Raw genomic sequence first — 15,936 nt, forward strand, 5'->3', positions numbered from 1 at the left:
CTCAGACGCGCTCCAGGGGGCGGTGCGGCTGTGCCGGCAGTACGGCTTCGATCCGGTCGCCGGGCCGTACCACCCCGCCCGCCCTGACGACGCTCATGATCCCGGCCTTGCGCACGATGCTGCCCGCCGCGTCCCGGCCGACGACCTGCTTGAGGAGACCGTCCTGGAAGGCGTCGATCTGCAGGCACGGGTTGCGCAGGCCGGTTACTTCGACCACCGCTTCCTCACCGATGTGCAGGAGGGTGCCTTCGGGGAGCCCGAGAAGGTCGATTCCGCTGGTGGTGATGTTCTCGCCGAGCTGGCCCGGCTCGACGGTGAAACCCTCCTGGAGCAGGTCACCGAAAAGTTCCGCGTGTATGAGGTGCACCTGGCGCAGGTTCGGCTGGGTGGGGTCCTGCGCGACCCGGGAACGGTGCTTTACCGTCGTCCCCGCGTGCACGTCGCCTTCCACGCCGAGCCCTGCCAGCAGTGTGATGCTGTCGCGGTTCGGCTTGGTGAACGCGTACTCGCCGTTGCTGCTGACCGCCGTAACTGTGCCGCCCATGGTGCGGAGCTCCCCTCGTCCGTGCCGGTACTTGATCCTTTAAGACCCTATCCCGGCACGGTTTGAGGCAGGCTCAGCGGCCGATCTGCTTGCGTGAGACACTGCGCAGCCTGCGGCGCTGCGAGGTGTCCAGCATCAGATAGGCCGCGACGGGCACACCGATCATGATCAGCAGGCCGGGCCAGAACCCGACCAGCCACATGAGGGCGATCCCCACCACCACTCCACCGGTGGCGACCTTCGCGCTCTTCGACATCTTCGACGCCTCCTTCGCGGCTGTTGCCGCTTCATGCTCCGGTAACGTGCGCGCCCGCGCCACAGTTCCGCCGCGCGGGCGCTGGACGGCAGCGTTCGGGTCAGCCCCCGTCGCCGGTCCTGTCGGTCCTGAGAGGCGCGCCGACCTCGTGCATGTGCGTCAGCGCCTGCCGGTACGAGTCGATCAGTCCGGTCTCCGCGTACGACACACCCACCGCCTTGCAGTGCGCACGCACCAGCGGCTGTACGAGCCGCAGATTCGGGCGCGCCATGCTCGGGAAGAGGTGGTGCTCTATCTGGTAGTTCAGGCCGCCGAGGAACCAGTCGGTGAGTATCCCGCCGCGCACGTTGCGTGAAGTGACGACCTGCCGGCGCAGGTGGCCCCAGCGCTCGCCGTCGGGGTCGGGCATTTCCATCCCCTTGTGGTTGGGCGCGAACGCCATTCCCAGGTGGAGGCCGAAGAGCGCGTGGTGCACGAGCGCGAACACCACCGCCTTGCCGGGCGACATGACGGTGAGCAGGAAGGCGAAGTATCCGACAAGGTGGGCCACGAGCAGCGAGCCTTCCAGCGCGCGCTCACGCGCCGGCTGCCGGCGCAGGTACTGGAAGCCGTAGATCTTCAGGGCGATGCCTTCGAGCAGCAGCATCGGGAAGAACAAGCGCGCCTGGTTGCGGGTGAGCCAGCGGGCGAAACCTTCACGCTGTTCGGCCTGTTTCTGCGTCCAGACCAGTGCCCCCACGCCGACGTCGGGGTCCTTGTCGATGTGGTTCGGGTTGGCGTGGTGGCGTACGTGTTTGTCGTTCCACCACGCCTGATTCATACCGAGCAGCAGATTGCTGTGGACGAGGCTGATCGCCAGGCTCACCTTGCGATTGCCGGTTATCTGCGCGTGTCCCGCGTCGTGACCGACGAAGGCGGTGCGGGCCCACAGCACGGTCAGGGGCAGCGCGAGCGGGAGCGCCCACCAGGAGTCACCGATGAGCACGAGTCCGGCGACGACGGCGGCCATGGCGAGCAGGTTGGCCACGATTCCCAGCGCGTACCAGCCGGTGCGTCGCTCGAGGAGGCCCTGCTCCCTGGCGCTTCGCAGGAGCGGGGCGAAATCGCTCCCCGAGGTGCCTGTCGTGGGTTCCGCGACAGTGGCGGCCTGGGGCATAAGGGTCTCCGGATCTGTAGGACCTGCTCTGACCTGATGAAACTACGCACCAGGACCCTTGATGACCATGGCGTCAGCCCCCGGGTTTCGGTGGTGCCAGCCCCAGTTCGTCACGGAGGGGCTGGGTGCACCTTCGTCGGCCGGATGCTGTACTCTCGGCGTCTTCGAAAGGGACTAGTCAAATTTGAGGACTTCACCATCGCTGTGCACCGGCCTCCTGCGGCAACGCTCTCCGAGATCTCCGAACTCACCCGATGTTCCGTGGTGTTCCTGCCCGCGGATCCGGCGCGCACCGGCAAGGTGGCCTTCTGGCGCTCCGACGGAAGCGGGCTCCCCTCCGCCCCTGGCGTGGTGGAGGAACTGGCCGTCGTCACGGACGGCGCCACGGCTCACACCGTACGAGCCCTTTTGCTGCCTGTACGGGACGCTCTGCCGGTCCTGACCAGGGCCCGCGCGTCCGCGGAAGCCGACCCTTCCGCCGCCTTCTGGGGTGCGGCCGCGCTCGTCGCCCTCCAGCTGGCCGCTCGCGGACTGCTCCTGCCGGGACTCAGCGCCACCGATCACGACGCCTGGCGGGCCGGACCGCTCACCACCGCGGACCAGGAACGGGTGCGCGAGCTGGCGGCCTCCATGCCACCCGCAGCACACGCCGTACCCCTCGATGCCGCGGAACGGCCGCTACGGCTGCCCGCTCCCGAGAAGCTTCTGCGCGCGTTCCTCGACGCGGTCGCCGACGGGCTGCCGCGTACGCCCGCCGCGGCGACGGCCGCCGCCGGTCCCGCGTACGCCGGCGCCGAGCCGCAGCGGCTTCCCGAGCAGCGTGCCTGGGCGGCGGATGTCGCCGCCGGGCACGACGCGGGCGTACGCATCTCCCTGAGGGTCGAGCTGTCCGTTGAGGCGGGGCCCGCCTTCCGTGTCGTTCTCCAGATGCACAGTGTCAGCGACCCTTCGCTGGTCGCTGACGCCGCGGAGGTGTGGGCCGGCGCCGCCCACACCGGTCCGGCGTTCGGACCGCGCGCCCGTATGGACGCGTTGCTGGCCCTGCGCCGCGCCGCCCGCGCGTGGCCACCGCTCGCGCCACTTCTGTCGGCTGCCGTGCCCGACGCGATCGAGCCGGCGGACGAGGAGCTCACCGAGCTGCTCGGTGAGGCCGCCCGGGCACTCGCGGCCACCGGAGTTCAGGTGCACTGGCCGAAGGAACTGGCACGCGAACTGACGGCACGCGCGGTCGTGGGGCCGCCCGACGAGGGCAGGAGTCCGCACGATCCGGAGAATGCGCGGCAGACGCAGTCCGGCATGCCGTCCTACCTGTCGCCCGACGCTCTGCTCGCCTTCAACTGGCGTTTCGCCCTTGGGGATCAGCAGCTTTCCCGGGAGGAGCTCGACCGGCTGGCTGAGGCCACCAGGCCGGTCGTGCGCCTGCGCGACCAGTGGGTCCTCATCGATCCCGAGGAGGCCCGCCGCGCGCGGGAGACGCAGGATCGCAAGGTCACCGCGATCGATGCGCTCAGTGCCGCGCTGACAGGCCGCACGGAGCTGGACGGCCGGCAGGTCGACGTACAGGCATCGGGGTGGCTGGCGGGGCTGCGAGAGCGGATCGCCGATCCCGAGGGGCCGGGGCACGGGGAGGTTCCGCAACCGGCCGCGCTCGCGGCGACCTTGCGCGACTACCAGCTGCGCGGCCTCAACTGGCTGCACCACATGACGTCCCTCGGGCTCGGCGGCTGCCTCGCCGACGACATGGGCCTCGGCAAGACCATCACGCTCATCGCCCTCCATCTGCACCGGCAGACGAATGAGCGGACGGCGGGTCCCACGCTGGTGGTCTGCCCCACGTCCCTGATGGGCAACTGGCAGCGTGAGATCGAGAAGTTCACTCCCGGGACCGCCGTACGCCGGTTCCACGGCGCCTCCCGCAGCCTGGACGCCCTGGCCGACGGGGAGTTCGTCCTCACGACGTACGGCACCATGCGGCTCGACGCCGCGCGGCTCGCCCGGACCGAGCCGTGGGGCATGGTCGTCATCGACGAGGCTCAGCACGTCAAGAACCCGTATTCGGCGACCGCCAGGCAACTGCGCACCCTTGACGCCCACGCGCGCGTGGCGCTCACCGGCACACCCGTGGAGAACAACCTCTCCGAGCTGTGGGCGATCCTCGACTGGACGACACCGGGGCTGCTGGGCCGGCTCGGAACGTTCCGCAGGCACTACGCACAGTCGGTCGAGGGCGGCAACGACCCCGCCGCCGCCGAGCGTCTCTCCACGTTGGTACGGCCGTTCCTTCTGCGGCGCCGGAAGTCCGACCCCGGGATCGCTCCGGAACTGCCGCCGAAGACGGAGACCGACCATGCCGTGTCACTCACCGCGGAACAGGCCGGTCTGTACGAGGCGGTGGTCCGCGAGACGCTCGCCGAGATCTCGGCGGCCGACGGGTTCGCCCGGCGCGGGCTTGTGGTGAAGCTGCTCACCGCGCTGAAGCAGATCTGCAATCACCCGGCGCAGTACATGAAGGAGGAGCGGCCCAGGATCGCGGGCCGCTCCGGGAAGCTGGAACTGCTGGACGAGCTGCTGGACACCATTCTGGCCGAGGAGGCGAGTGTGCTGGTGTTCACGCAGTACGTGCAGATGGCGCGGCTGCTGGAGAAGCACCTCGCGGCGCGTGGCACAAGCACCCAGTTCCTGCACGGGGGTACGCCCGTGCCGGAGCGTGAGGCCATGGTCCAGCGGTTCCAGGACGGTGAGGTCCCGGTCTTCCTGCTGTCGTTGAAGGCTGCGGGCACGGGGCTCAATCTCACGAGGGCCGCCCATGTCGTGCATTACGACCGCTGGTGGAACCCGGCGGTCGAGGCTCAGGCCACGGACCGGGCGTACCGCATCGGGCAGACCCAGCCGGTGCAGGTGCACCGGCTGATCGCCGAGGGAACCATCGAGGACCAGATCGCCGGAATGCTCGCCCGCAAGAAGGAGCTCGCGGATGCCGTTCTCGGGAACGGCGAGTCCGCGCTGACCGAACTGACCGACGCGGAACTGGCGGACCTGGTGGAGCTGCGAGGGGGCACACGATGAGCGACTGGGACAAGACAGGTGAGCCGGAGGAAACGGAGCGCACCTTCGCTGCACTGCCTCCCGCGCGGGGGCGTGGTTTCGCGCAGACGTGGTGGGGCCGGGCGTGGATCAAGGCGCTGGAGGACACCGCCCTCGACGGCGAACAGCTCAGAAGGGGCCGCAGATACGCGCGTGAGGGAGCGGTCGGCGCCGTGTCAGTACGTCCCGGCCGGATCACGGCGGTGGTACGGGAGAAGGACGGTTCGGCGTACCGCGGTGATGTGCTGTTGCAGCGGTTGAGCGGCGAGGAGTGGGACCGCTTCCTCGACATGGCGGTCGAGCGGGCGGGGCACATAGCGGCGCTCCTTGACCGGGAGATGCCGCCCCATCTGGTGGAGGACGCGGCGGCTGCGGGAGCGGAACTCCTGCCGGGCATCGGCGATCTGGAGCCGGAGTGCTCTTGCGACGCGTGGGATCACTGTGCGCACACGGCGGCGCTCTGTTATCAGGTGGCGCGCCTGCTGGACCAGGACCCCTTCGTCCTGCTGCTGATGCGGGGACGCGGTGAACGGGAACTGCTCGACGAGTTGCAGGCACGCAGCGCCGCCCTCGCCTCACCGCAGGAGACACCGGAAGGGGACGGCGGCGAGGCTGAGCCGGAGGGGGTGCGGGCCGACGAGGCGTTCGCGGCACGGGACATGCTGCCACCCCTGCCGGCTCCTCCGCCGCTCCCTGGAGAGCCTGGCCGGCCGCCGGCTCTCGACACGGAGGCGGGGCCGGCGCCGGGGATCGATGTCGCGGCGCTGGAGTTCCTGGCGGCGGACGCGGCCGGGCGTGCTCATCGTCTCCTGGCCGAAGCGCTGGCGGACGGGCATGAACAGCAGCCGGTGGAAGAGCGACCGACGCTGGAGGAGGACGCGGTGCGGCTGGCTGCCGGCGGGCCCGGACCGCGGATCGCCGCGCGTCTCGCGTCGGGTTCCGGACGGGAACAGGCCGAACTCGCCCTGGCCGTACGGGCATGGCAGTACGGGAGGCGTGCCGCGCTCGCCGTGCTGGAGGAGGAGTGGTCGCCGGAGCAGGAGGCCCTCGCACGCGCCCGTACGCGGCTGGCTGAGGCGTGGGAGGAGGATGAGCGTCCGCAGTTGCGTGCCCGGCACAACCGGCGGACCGTCGTTGGTGCGGATGCCCAGCTGCGGTTTGGTCGAGACGGACGCTGGTGGCCGTACCGCAAGGAGGGCGGGCGGTGGACGCCTGCCGGTCCGGCCGATCAGGATCCGGCGGCGGCACTCGCCGCCGTCCTCCCGAACCCTTCGCACCCTTCGAACCCTTCGAACCCCTGACAGCGCAACGGTGCGTGCTTGCCGGGTCACCGCGCCTCCGTCACGATGGCCCGGGAGGCCGAAGTGAGCGATGCATGGGTGGCCCTGGAATCCGGCGCCGATCCTGGGAAGCGGATCGGCGAACTGCGCCGGGCGCACGAGGTGTTCACCACGGCGGGGCGGCTGGAGCGGCGCGTAAGGGCCGTGGTCGGTGAGTCCTGGCGGCGGTCCGCGCGGGCGCGCGTCAGTCCCGATTCGACGGCCCAGGTGGAGCTGACCGACGGTGATCTGGGCTCGTACCGCGACGAGCATCCGCTGGCCCGGGTGATGCCACTGCTGCGCGAGCTGACGGGCACCTATGCGAGCGAGGGGGAGCATCTGCTCGCGGTGTGCGACGCGCAGAGCCGGCTGCTGTGGGTCGAGGGACACCCGGGGACCCGGCGTCGCGCCGGACGGCTGAACTTCGTGCCGGGCGCCCGCTGGTCCGAGTCCGCGATGGGAACGAACGCACCGGGTACGGCCATCGCCCTCGACCGGCCCGTGCAGGTCTTCGCCACCGAGCACTTCAGCAGGCCGGTGCAGCCCTGGACCTGTGCCGCCGCCCCCGTGCACGATCCGCACACCGGACGGCTCCTGGGAGCCGTCGACATCACCGGTGGGAACGGGCTCGCGCATCCGCACAGCCTGGCGTTCGTCCAGGCGGTGGCGTGTGCGGCCGAGTCCAGGCTCGCGCTCCTCGCACCGCCCGACCGCTCCCCCGTCCAGCTCGGGGCCCTGGGCAGGGACGAGGCGCTGCTCGTCGTAGAGGGCCGCAAAGTACGTCTCAGCCGCCGCCACAGCGAGATCCTGGTCCTGCTCGCCCGTCACCCCGAGGGCCTCACCGGCGACGAGCTGCTCATCGCCCTGTACGAGAACGAATCGGTCACCCCTGTCACCCTGCGCGCCGAGCTCTCCCGGTTACGCCATCTGCTCGGCCCCGCGCTGCTCCTCTCCCGCCCCTACCGGCTCGCCACTGCCGTCGACACGGACTTCGACACCGTCGCCAGGCGCCTGGCGTCCGGCGCGACGACCGCGGCCATGAGCGGGTACGCCGGCCCGCTGCTGCCCGCCTCCCAGGCCCCTGGGGTGGTATGTCTGCGACGGCGCCTGGAGGACCAGTTACGGAACGCCGTGATAGCCCGCGCCGATCCCGGGCTGCTCGCGGACTGGGCGTACAGCCCGTGGGGGCAGGACGATCTGAGCGTCTGGCAGGCACTCGCATCCGTACTCCCCCGGGAACAGCGGCCGGCCGCGCTCACACGCGTACGCGAACTCGACTCCTGGCAGGGCGGCGGGTGACCGGCGCCCCCAGGACCGACTCCCCTTCCGCCGGATGACGGCTCCCACACTGCGAACACGGACGGGCCTCCTTAGGGTCGTTCCACGGAGCGCTCTTTTCTGGTGAAGCACCGCAGAAGCGCGTCCGGACGGGGCGCCACCCGGGTGCCCACCCATCCGAACCCGGAGGAGCCCCCATGCCGGAGCTGTTCATCGGTGGCAAATGGACCGCCGCCGTCGACGGGCAGGTTCGCGAGATCCGCTGCCCCGCCGACGGCACCCTGGTGGCAACCGTCGACGAGGCGGGCCCCAAGGACGTCTCGGCGGCGATCTCGGCGGCCCGTGACGCCTTCGACCGCGGCCCCTGGCCGACGGCCCCCGCCGACAAGCGCGGCGGGCTGCTCCTGCGCGTCGCGGAACTGCTGGAACGCGACAAGGACGCGTTCGCGCGAGCCGAATCCCTGGACACCGGGAAGCGGCTCGTCGAGAGCCAGTACGACATGGACGACATCGCCCACTGTTTCCGCTACTTCGGCAACCTGACGGCCTCCGGCGGCTCGGACCGGATCGTCGATACGGGCAACACGGACGTGGACAGCAGGGTGGTGCACGAACCCGTGGGGGTCTGCGCGCTGATCACCCCATGGAACTATCCGCTCCTTCAGACAGCCTGGAAGGTCGCTCCCGCCATCGGGGCGGGCAACACGTTCGTACTCAAGCCCAGCGAGCTGACCCCGCACACCGCCATCATGCTGATGAAGCTGCTGGCCGAGGCCGGACTGCCCGACGGCGTCGCCAACCTCGTGCTGGGCGCCGGACCGATCGTGGGCGCACCGCTGAGCGAGGACCCGCGGGTCGACATGGTGTCGTTCACCGGCGGGCTCGTCACCGGACGCCGCATCATGGCTGCCGCCGCTCCGACCGTGAAGAAGGTCGCCCTGGAACTGGGCGGCAAGAACCCCAACATCGTCTTCGCCGACGCCGACTTCGAGGCCGCGGTCGACTACGCCCTGATGGCGATCTTCCTGCATTCCGGCCAGGTCTGTTCGGCCGGGGCCCGGCTGCTGGTCCAGGACGAACTGCACGACGCGTTCGTCACAGAGCTGGCGAAGCGCGCACGGGCGATCCCCCTCGGTGGCCCCTTCGATGAGAACGCCCGCACCGGACCACTGATCTCCGCCGCGCATCGCGACAAGGTCGAGGCGTACGTGGCGGCCGGGCTGGCAGAAGGCGCAGTGCTGCGCTGTGGCGGCACCCGACCCGACGACCCGGCCCTGCGGGACGGCTTCTACTACTTGCCGACCGTGCTCGACGGCTGCACACCCGGGATGTCGGTCGTACGGGACGAGTCCTTCGGCCCGGTGCTCACCGTCGAGACGTTCCACGACGAGGCCGAGGCCGTCGCGCTCGCCAACGACACCTTCTACGGGCTGACCGGCGCGGTCTGGACCGAGGACGTGGCGCGCGGCCAGCGGGTGGCCTCCCGCGTGCGGGCCGGGACCGTATGGATCAATGACTTCCACCCGTACGTGCCCCAGGCGGAATGGGGCGGAATGAAGCAGTCCGGCTTTGGCCGTGAACTGGGCCCGGCCGGACTGGCGGAGTACCAGGAGGCCAAACACATCTGGCGCAATCTCGCGCCGAGTCCGCTGAGGTGGTTCGAATGAGGTGGTTCGAATGACTACGAACGCCGCCGGAAAGGGACCAGGAGATCCGGAACCGGAAGTTGCGCCCCGGACCCAGACCCAGCACGACGACGACGCCCTGGGCGAGCTCGGCTACCGCCCGGAGCTCGTGCGCACGCTCGGCAACTTCCACACCTTCGCCGCCGGCGTCAGCTACATCTCGATCCTCACCGGCACCTTCCAGCTCTTCTACTTCGGTGTGAGCTTCGGCGGCCCCGCCTACTGGTGGTCATGGCCGATGGTCTTCGCCGGCCAGCTGATGGTCGCCCTGTGCTTCTGCGAGCTGGCCGCCCGATACCCGGTCGCAGGCTCGGTCTACAACTGGGCGAAGACCATGGGCGGCCCGCACATCGGCTGGCTCGGCGGCTGGATGATGATGACGGCCACCATGGTGACGCTGGCGGCCGTGGCCCTCGCCTACCAGATCACGCTGCCTCAGATCGACGACTGGTTCCAGTTCGTCGGCGACGGCACCGGCAAGACCGACGCGGCCGCCAACGCCGTACTCCTCGGCTCGGTGCTCGTCCTCTTCTCCACCCTCGTCAACGCCTTCGGCGTCAAACTCATGGCACGGATCAACTCCGCCGGAGTGTTCATCGAGCTGATCGCCGCCGTCGCCCTGATCATCTTCCTCGCGGCGCACATCACCCGCGGCCCGGCCACCGCCCTGACGGAGACGTACGGCCTCGGAAGCGGTCAGAACCTCGGCTACTTCGGGGTCTTCCTGACCGCCTCACTGGCTTCCGCGTACGTCATGTACGGCTTCGACACGGCGTCATCACTCGGCGAGGAGTCGCACAACCCCGGACGCAACGCGCCCCACGCCATCCTGCGGGCTCTCGTCGCGTCCTTCCTCATCGGCGGGTTCATCCTGCTCTTCGCCCTGATGGCGGTGCCGGATCTGGCCGCGAAGGAGATGTCCACGGGCGGTCTGCAGTACGTCGTACTGGAAACCCTCGGTTCGACCATCGGCGAGATGTTCCTGTGGGCCGTGGTCATCGCGATCACGGTCTGCGTACTCGCCGTACATGCCGCCGGCATCCGGCTGATGTTCGCCATGGCACGGGACAACAACCTGCCGGCGGGCTCGGTGCTCGCCCGGGTCAGCCCCCGCTTCCACACGCCCGTGGTGCCCGCCGTCGTGATCGGCGTGGTGGCCGTCGTCATCCTCGTCATCAACATCAATCAGCCGCAGATCTTCTCCGTGATCACGAGCATCGCCATCATCATGATCTACGTGGCCTATCTGATGGTCACCGTGCCCATGCTGATCAAGCGGCTCCGCGGCGACTGGCAGCCCGTCGAAGGCAACTTCTCGCTCGGCAGGTTCGGCCTGCCGGTCAACATCGTCGCCGTGGTGTGGGGCGCGGCCATGTCGATCAACCTCGCGTGGCCGCGCGCGGAGGTGTACAACGCGACAGGGCCGCAGCACTGGTATCTGCGGTGGGGTGCGTTCCTCTTCATCGGCATCGTCGCGCTCGGCGGTTTCGCCTACTACTGGTTCGTGCAGCGGCACAGGACCGGCGTACTGGACGAGCACCGCTTCGAGGCGGCGGACGCTCCGCCACCGCCTGCGTCCGCCGCCCCCTGAACCCACCGAAACTTCCTGCCCGCCTGCCTGCCCGCCTGCCTGCCTGCCTGCCTGCCTGCCTGGAGAAGCGATGCCCGCAGAGAGCGCCCTGGCCGAATACGACTATGTCGTGGTCGGCGGTGGTACAGCCGGCGCCGTGGTCGCCGCGCGCCTGACCGAGGACCCGGACGTCACGGTCTGCGTGGTGGAGGCCGGCCCTTCGGACGTCGGCGACGACAACATCCTGCGGCTGGACCGCTGGATGGCCCTGCTGGAGTCCGGTTACGACTGGGACTATCCGGTGGAGCCCCAGGAGAACGGCAACAGCTACATGCGGCACGCCCGCGCCAAGGTGCTGGGCGGCTGCTCCTCGCACAACTCCTGCATCGCTTTCTGGGCACCGGCCGAGGACCTCGACGAGTGGGACGCGCTGGGCTGTACGGGCTGGAGCGCGGCGGACTGTTTCCCCCTCTACCGGCGCCTGGAGACCAACGACGCGCCCGGGGACCACCACGGCCGCTCCGGGCCGGTGACCATCCGTACGGTCCCTCCGAAAGACCCGTGCGGAGCCGCTTTGCTCGAGGCCTGCACGGCCGTCGGCATCCCCACCACACCGTTCAACACCGGCACCACGGTGGTGCGCGGCGCCCATTGGTTCCAGATCAACTCGCGGGCCGACGGAACTCGTTCGTCCGCCTCCGTCTCGTACCTCCACCCGGTCCTCGGCAAGCGGCCGAATCTGGAGGTACGTACCGGACTCTTGGCCAGGCGGCTCCTCTTCGACGACGACGCCGGCCGCGGCGGCGGCACCAGCGGCGGCCGGCGCTGCACAGGCGTCGAGTACCTCCAGCCCGACACCATTCACACCGGTACGGTCGCGGCCCGGCGCGAGGTGATCGTGGCCTGCGGGGCCATCGACTCGCCGAAGCTGCTCATGCTGTCCGGCATCGGGCCCGCCGACCACCTGAGGGACTGTGGCGTGGAGGTACGGGTGGACTCCCCCGGAGTCGGCTCCCATCTCCAGGACCACCCGGAGGGCGTGATCATGTGGGAGGCGAAGCAGCCCATGGTGACCTCCTCCACCCAGTGGTGGGAGATCGGCATCTTCGCGGACACCGAACCGGGCCTGGACCGGCCGGACCTGATGTTCCACTACGGCTCGGTGCCATTCGACCTGAACACGTACCGGCGCGGCTATCCGACGACGGACAACGCCTTCTGTCTGACGCCGAACATCACCCGGGCACGCTCCACGGGAACGGTCCGGCTGCGCACCCGCGACTACCGGGACAAGCCGAAGGTCGACCCGCGCTACTTCACACACGAGCACGACATCCGCGTCATGACGTACGGGCTGCGCCTGGCCCGCGAGATCGCCGCCCAGGCGCCGATGACCGACTGGGCCGGCGCCGAGCTCGCGCCCGGCCCGGACGCCACGACCGACGAGGAGCTGTTCGCGTACATCCGCGAGACCCACAACACCGTCTACCACCCGGCGGGCACCGTGCGGATGGGCCCGGCGGACGACGCCGGCTCGCCGCTCGATCCGCAGCTGCGGGTCAAGGGCGTGACGGGGCTGAGAGTGGCCGACGCGTCCGTGATGCCGTTCCTGACGGCGGTCAACCCGTGCATCACGACGATGATGATCGGTGAGAAGTGCGCCGACATGCTCAAGGCGACCTGAACCGCCAGGGATGGCGCCCCTGAACCGCCAGGCCCCGACACGCCCCGCAACCTGGTCGCAACGTACGGACTCCTAGCCTCACGCCGAGCGCCGCCCAACGGCGGGCGGCGCCAGAGGGAGGCCACGGAGATGACCCGTTACGCTGCGCCCGGTACCGACGGCGCGATCGTCTCGTACCAGCCCCGTTACGACAACTGGATCGGCGGCGAGTACGTCGCGCCGGTCCGCGGCCAGTACTTCGAGAACCCGAGCCCGGTCAACGGCCGCCCCTTCACCGAGATCGCCCGCGGCACGGCCGAGGACGTCGAGCGCGCCCTGGACGCGGCGCACACCGCCGCTCCCGCGTGGGGACGTACGGCGGCAGGTGACCGCGCGAACATCCTGCTGAAGATCGCCGACCGTATGGAAGCGCATCTGGAGGAGCTCGCGGTCGCGGAGAGCTGGGAGAACGGCAAGCCGATCCGCGAGACCCTGGCCGCCGACATCCCTCTCGCCATCGACCATTTCCGCTACTTCGCGGGTGCGCTCAGGGCGCAGGAGGGTTCGCTCAGCGAAGTCGACGACGACACCGTCGCGTACCACTTCCACGAGCCCCTCGGTGTGGTCGCGCAGATCATCCCTTGGAACTTCCCCATCCTCATGGCGACCTGGAAGCTGGCGCCCGCACTGGCGGCCGGAAACGCGGTCGTCCTGAAACCGGCCGAACAGACGCCGGCGTCCATCCACTATTGGATGAGCCTGGTGGCCGACCTGCTGCCCCCTGGTGTCGTCAACATCGTGAACGGCTTCGGCGTGGAGGCCGGGAAGCCGCTCGCGTCCAGCCCGCGTGTCGCGAAGATCGCGTTCACGGGTGAGACCACGACGGGGCGGCTGATCATGCAGTACGCCTCCGAGAACATCAAGCCGGTGACCCTGGAGCTGGGCGGCAAGAGCCCCAACATCTTCTTCGACGACGTCTGGAACGCCGATGACGACCTGCGCGACAAGGCGCTCGAAGGCTTCACGATGTTCGCGCTCAACCAGGGCGAGGTGTGCACCTGTCCGTCACGCGCGCTGATCCAGCGCGGCCACTACAGCGAGTTCCTGGAGGCGGCGATCGCCCGTACGGAACAGATCGCCGCGGGCCACCCGCTGGACACCGACACAATGATCGGCGCCCAGGCCTCCAACGACCAGCTCCAGAAGATCCTCTCGTACCTGGACATCGGGCAGCAGGAGGGCGCCAAGGTCCTCACGGGTGGTCAGCAGCTGGAGTACGACGGCGACATGGCCGGCGGCTACTACGTGCAGCCCACCATCTTCGAGGGCGACAACCGCATGCGGGTCTTCCAGGAGGAGATCTTCGGCCCGGTCGTCGCGGTGACGTCCTTCGCGGGCTTCGACGACGCGATCAGGACGGCGAACGACACGCTGTACGGCCTCGGAGCCGGCGTATGGACGCGCGACATCAACACGGCGTACCGCGCGGGCCGTGCGATCCAGGCGGGCCGCGTCTGGACGAACTGCTACCACGCCTACCCGGCGCACGCGGCCTTCGGCGGCTACAAGCAGTCAGGCATCGGCCGCGAGAACCACAAGATGATGCTGGAGCACTACCAGCAGACGAAGAACCTGCTGGTGTCCTACTCGCCGAAGAAGCTCGGCTTCTTCTAGACACCAAAAAAGGGCGCCTGACGAGGGTATTTACCCGTCAGGCGCCCTTCGAGGAACGCATCTAAGCAGTGAGTCGACATGCACCTCTGCTCCCAATATTTCCCACTGCTATCCCACCTGTGACCAGCTGTTCCGGGCCATGCACGGGCCAAGGTCCCGCTTACACGCCTTTCACGTCGCCCATCGGCTCCTCCCACCGCCGCATCGATTGCTCTGTCAGGCTGTTGGCGTGGTTCCGCGCCTCGGCCAGGAACTTCGCGTAGTAGCGGAAGAGGACCTGGATGCTCTGCCCGGCCCTGCGCGCGCACTCTGCGGGGTCGACGCCGGATGCAAGCCAGAACGAGATTCCCGCGTGGCGCAGGTCGTAAGGGCGCTTCGCCAGCTCGAGGGCATGCTCGTCGCGGGTGAGAGCCGCCTCACGCGCCCGTCCCCACGTGATGCCGTACGCCGAAGGATCAATGTAATTACCCGCGGCATTGCGGAACACGCGACCGTCTGGTGTGACGCCGAAGCATTCGATGTGCTCGCGCAGCATGCGGACGAGCAGCGGCGGGATGGGCACCGGTCGCGTCGCTTTGGCTGCTCGTCGTATCTTCGCGTGGCATCCGCCATCGCATCGCCCGCAAGGGAATCGAGTCCTCCCAGCGGCTGGGCCGGCACCGGTGGGTCGTAGAGCGGACGATGTCCTGGCTGGGCTGTCGGCGTCTCCACCGCCGCTACGAACGCAAACCCGAACACTTCCTTGCCTTCACCGCCATCGCAGCAACCCTCATATGCCACCGCAGACTCGCTGAATGAAATGACGTCCCACCGCCCGGATTGACGTCAGATACGTCTGCGGGCAGGTCCGCTGTCCGCGCGGTGCGCTTCACTGTCCGCCATGGACCTCACGCAATCGACGCTCAACGACCTGCTGGCCCGGCTCACCGCACCGGGCGGGTCTCTACATCTGCCTCTGGACATCGACCCGCACAGGCTGGTCGAGTTGCTGGCTGATCGTCACGGGGCCCCGCGCACCCTTGTCCTGGACGGCTTCACGGACCCGACCGTGGACGAGTCCTGCGGTGCGGCTCTTCTCGCCCTACTCAAAGGCCAGGGCGTGACGATACGAGCATGGGCGTACGGGAATCAGTGGATCGGCGCCGGAACCGCGCGGGACGCGGAAGGCATCGCCCGGCCGGTGCTGGCGACCGCGCCGCGGCAGACGCAGGCGCCGCAGGCCAAGCCGCCTGCGGGGGCGCTCAGCCAGGACGAGGACTGGGTCGAGCGGCTCATCGGCATCACCGGCTGGACACTGCCCCCGCGACGGCCAGACGTTGACTGGGCGCAGGCCGAGACGCGCCTGGGCACGCACCTTCCCGGGGACTACAAACGCATGGTGGAGACCTTCGGGGAGGGCGCCTTCGACGCTTACCTGGACCTGAACCAGGAGCCGTGGACCCACCTCAGGGAGGACGGCCTGCTCATCTGGGCGAGTACCGAGCACAAGGACCTGTACTGCTGGCAGACCGACGACGGCGACCCCGACCGCTGGCCCGTCGCGGTCCAGACCTTCGACGGCCAGGTCGTCCCCTTCGACTGTCCGGCCGCGGAGTTCGTCAGTCGCATCCTCCTCGACCCGCACCACCCGTTCACGATGGCCCGCTACTTCGACACCCACTGGTTCATGAACTACCAGGAGAGCGAGTGACCGAACCCCGCCGCCAA

Annotated in this window: 12 protein-coding genes and 1 pseudogene; 9 read left to right on the forward strand and 4 right to left on the reverse strand. The window is 69.3% G+C overall.

The genetic code is table 11. The annotated features are described in order from the left end of the window. Window position 1: 1 nt before the first annotated feature. The 3 genes from ABZX79_RS24790 to ABZX79_RS24800 all read right to left on the reverse strand — a co-directional run bounded on the left by ABZX79_RS24790 (window position 2) and on the right by ABZX79_RS24800 (window position 1,956). Window positions 2-544, reverse strand: coding sequence for an MOSC domain-containing protein (locus ABZX79_RS24790; protein ID WP_355261668.1), 543 nt, complete (start codon window positions 542-544; stop codon window positions 2-4). Window positions 545-617: 73 nt separating this feature from the next. Continuing rightward, entirely contained in the window at window positions 618-800 is a 183-nt protein-coding gene (locus tag ABZX79_RS24795; RefSeq protein WP_355261671.1) for a hypothetical protein, read from the reverse strand. 100 nt (window positions 801-900) lie between these two features. Continuing rightward, window positions 901-1,956 carry an acyl-CoA desaturase gene (locus tag ABZX79_RS24800; protein WP_355261674.1) on the reverse strand — a complete coding sequence of 352 codons (1,056 nt, stop codon included), beginning with the start codon at window positions 1,954-1,956 and terminating at the stop codon, window positions 901-903. Window positions 1,957-2,160: 204 nt separating this feature from the next. Here ABZX79_RS24800 and ABZX79_RS24805 point away from each other — a divergent pair, with 204 nt between their 5' ends. The 7 genes from ABZX79_RS24805 to ABZX79_RS24835 all read left to right on the forward strand — a co-directional run bounded on the left by ABZX79_RS24805 (window position 2,161) and on the right by ABZX79_RS24835 (window position 14,229). Continuing rightward, a complete protein-coding gene (locus ABZX79_RS24805; RefSeq protein ID WP_355261677.1) occupies window positions 2,161-5,022 on the forward strand; it encodes a DEAD/DEAH box helicase in 2,862 nt (953 codons plus the stop codon). After that, window positions 5,019-6,341: an SWF or SNF family helicase gene (locus ABZX79_RS24810; RefSeq protein ID WP_355261680.1), complete on the forward strand. Its 1,323-nt coding sequence runs from the start codon at window positions 5,019-5,021 to the stop codon at window positions 6,339-6,341. The genes ABZX79_RS24805 and ABZX79_RS24810 overlap by 4 nt, the downstream gene beginning before the upstream one ends. A gap of 63 nt (window positions 6,342-6,404) precedes the next feature. Next, window positions 6,405-7,658 carry a GAF domain-containing protein gene (locus ABZX79_RS24815; RefSeq protein ID WP_355261683.1) on the forward strand — a complete coding sequence of 418 codons (1,254 nt, stop codon included), beginning with the start codon at window positions 6,405-6,407 and terminating at the stop codon, window positions 7,656-7,658. Between the two features lie 176 nt (window positions 7,659-7,834). Continuing rightward, window positions 7,835-9,304, forward strand: a complete 1,470-nt coding sequence (locus ABZX79_RS24820) for an aldehyde dehydrogenase family protein (RefSeq protein WP_355261686.1) — start codon at window positions 7,835-7,837, stop codon at window positions 9,302-9,304. 10 nt (window positions 9,305-9,314) lie between these two features. After that, window positions 9,315-10,913, forward strand: a complete 1,599-nt coding sequence (locus tag ABZX79_RS24825) for an APC family permease (protein WP_355261689.1) — start codon at window positions 9,315-9,317, stop codon at window positions 10,911-10,913. A 70-nt stretch (window positions 10,914-10,983) separates the two neighbouring features. After that, window positions 10,984-12,576, forward strand: a complete 1,593-nt coding sequence (locus tag ABZX79_RS24830) for a GMC oxidoreductase (RefSeq protein ID WP_355261692.1) — start codon at window positions 10,984-10,986, stop codon at window positions 12,574-12,576. Window positions 12,577-12,705: 129 nt separating this feature from the next. Then, window positions 12,706-14,229 (forward strand): aldehyde dehydrogenase family protein, encoded by a 1,524-nt coding sequence (locus ABZX79_RS24835; protein WP_355261695.1) that lies wholly within the window; start codon window positions 12,706-12,708, stop codon window positions 14,227-14,229. Between the two features lie 160 nt (window positions 14,230-14,389). Here ABZX79_RS24835 and ABZX79_RS24840 read toward each other — a convergent pair whose 3' ends face one another. Then, a complete protein-coding gene (locus tag ABZX79_RS24840; protein ID WP_355261698.1) occupies window positions 14,390-14,764 on the reverse strand; it encodes a hypothetical protein in 375 nt (124 codons plus the stop codon). 62 nt (window positions 14,765-14,826) lie between these two features. Here ABZX79_RS24840 and ABZX79_RS24845 point away from each other — a divergent pair. Next, a pseudogene (locus tag ABZX79_RS24845) lies at window positions 14,827-15,027 on the forward strand (transposase); the annotation flags it as partial. Window positions 15,028-15,109: 82 nt separating this feature from the next. Then, window positions 15,110-15,919 (forward strand): hypothetical protein, encoded by an 810-nt coding sequence (locus ABZX79_RS24850; protein WP_355261701.1) that lies wholly within the window; start codon window positions 15,110-15,112, stop codon window positions 15,917-15,919. The last annotated feature ends 17 nt before the right edge of the window (window positions 15,920-15,936 follow it).

Source organism: Streptomyces sp. NPDC002994 (assembly GCF_040611155.1).
Classification (GTDB): Bacteria; Actinomycetota; Actinomycetes; order Streptomycetales; family Streptomycetaceae; genus Streptomyces.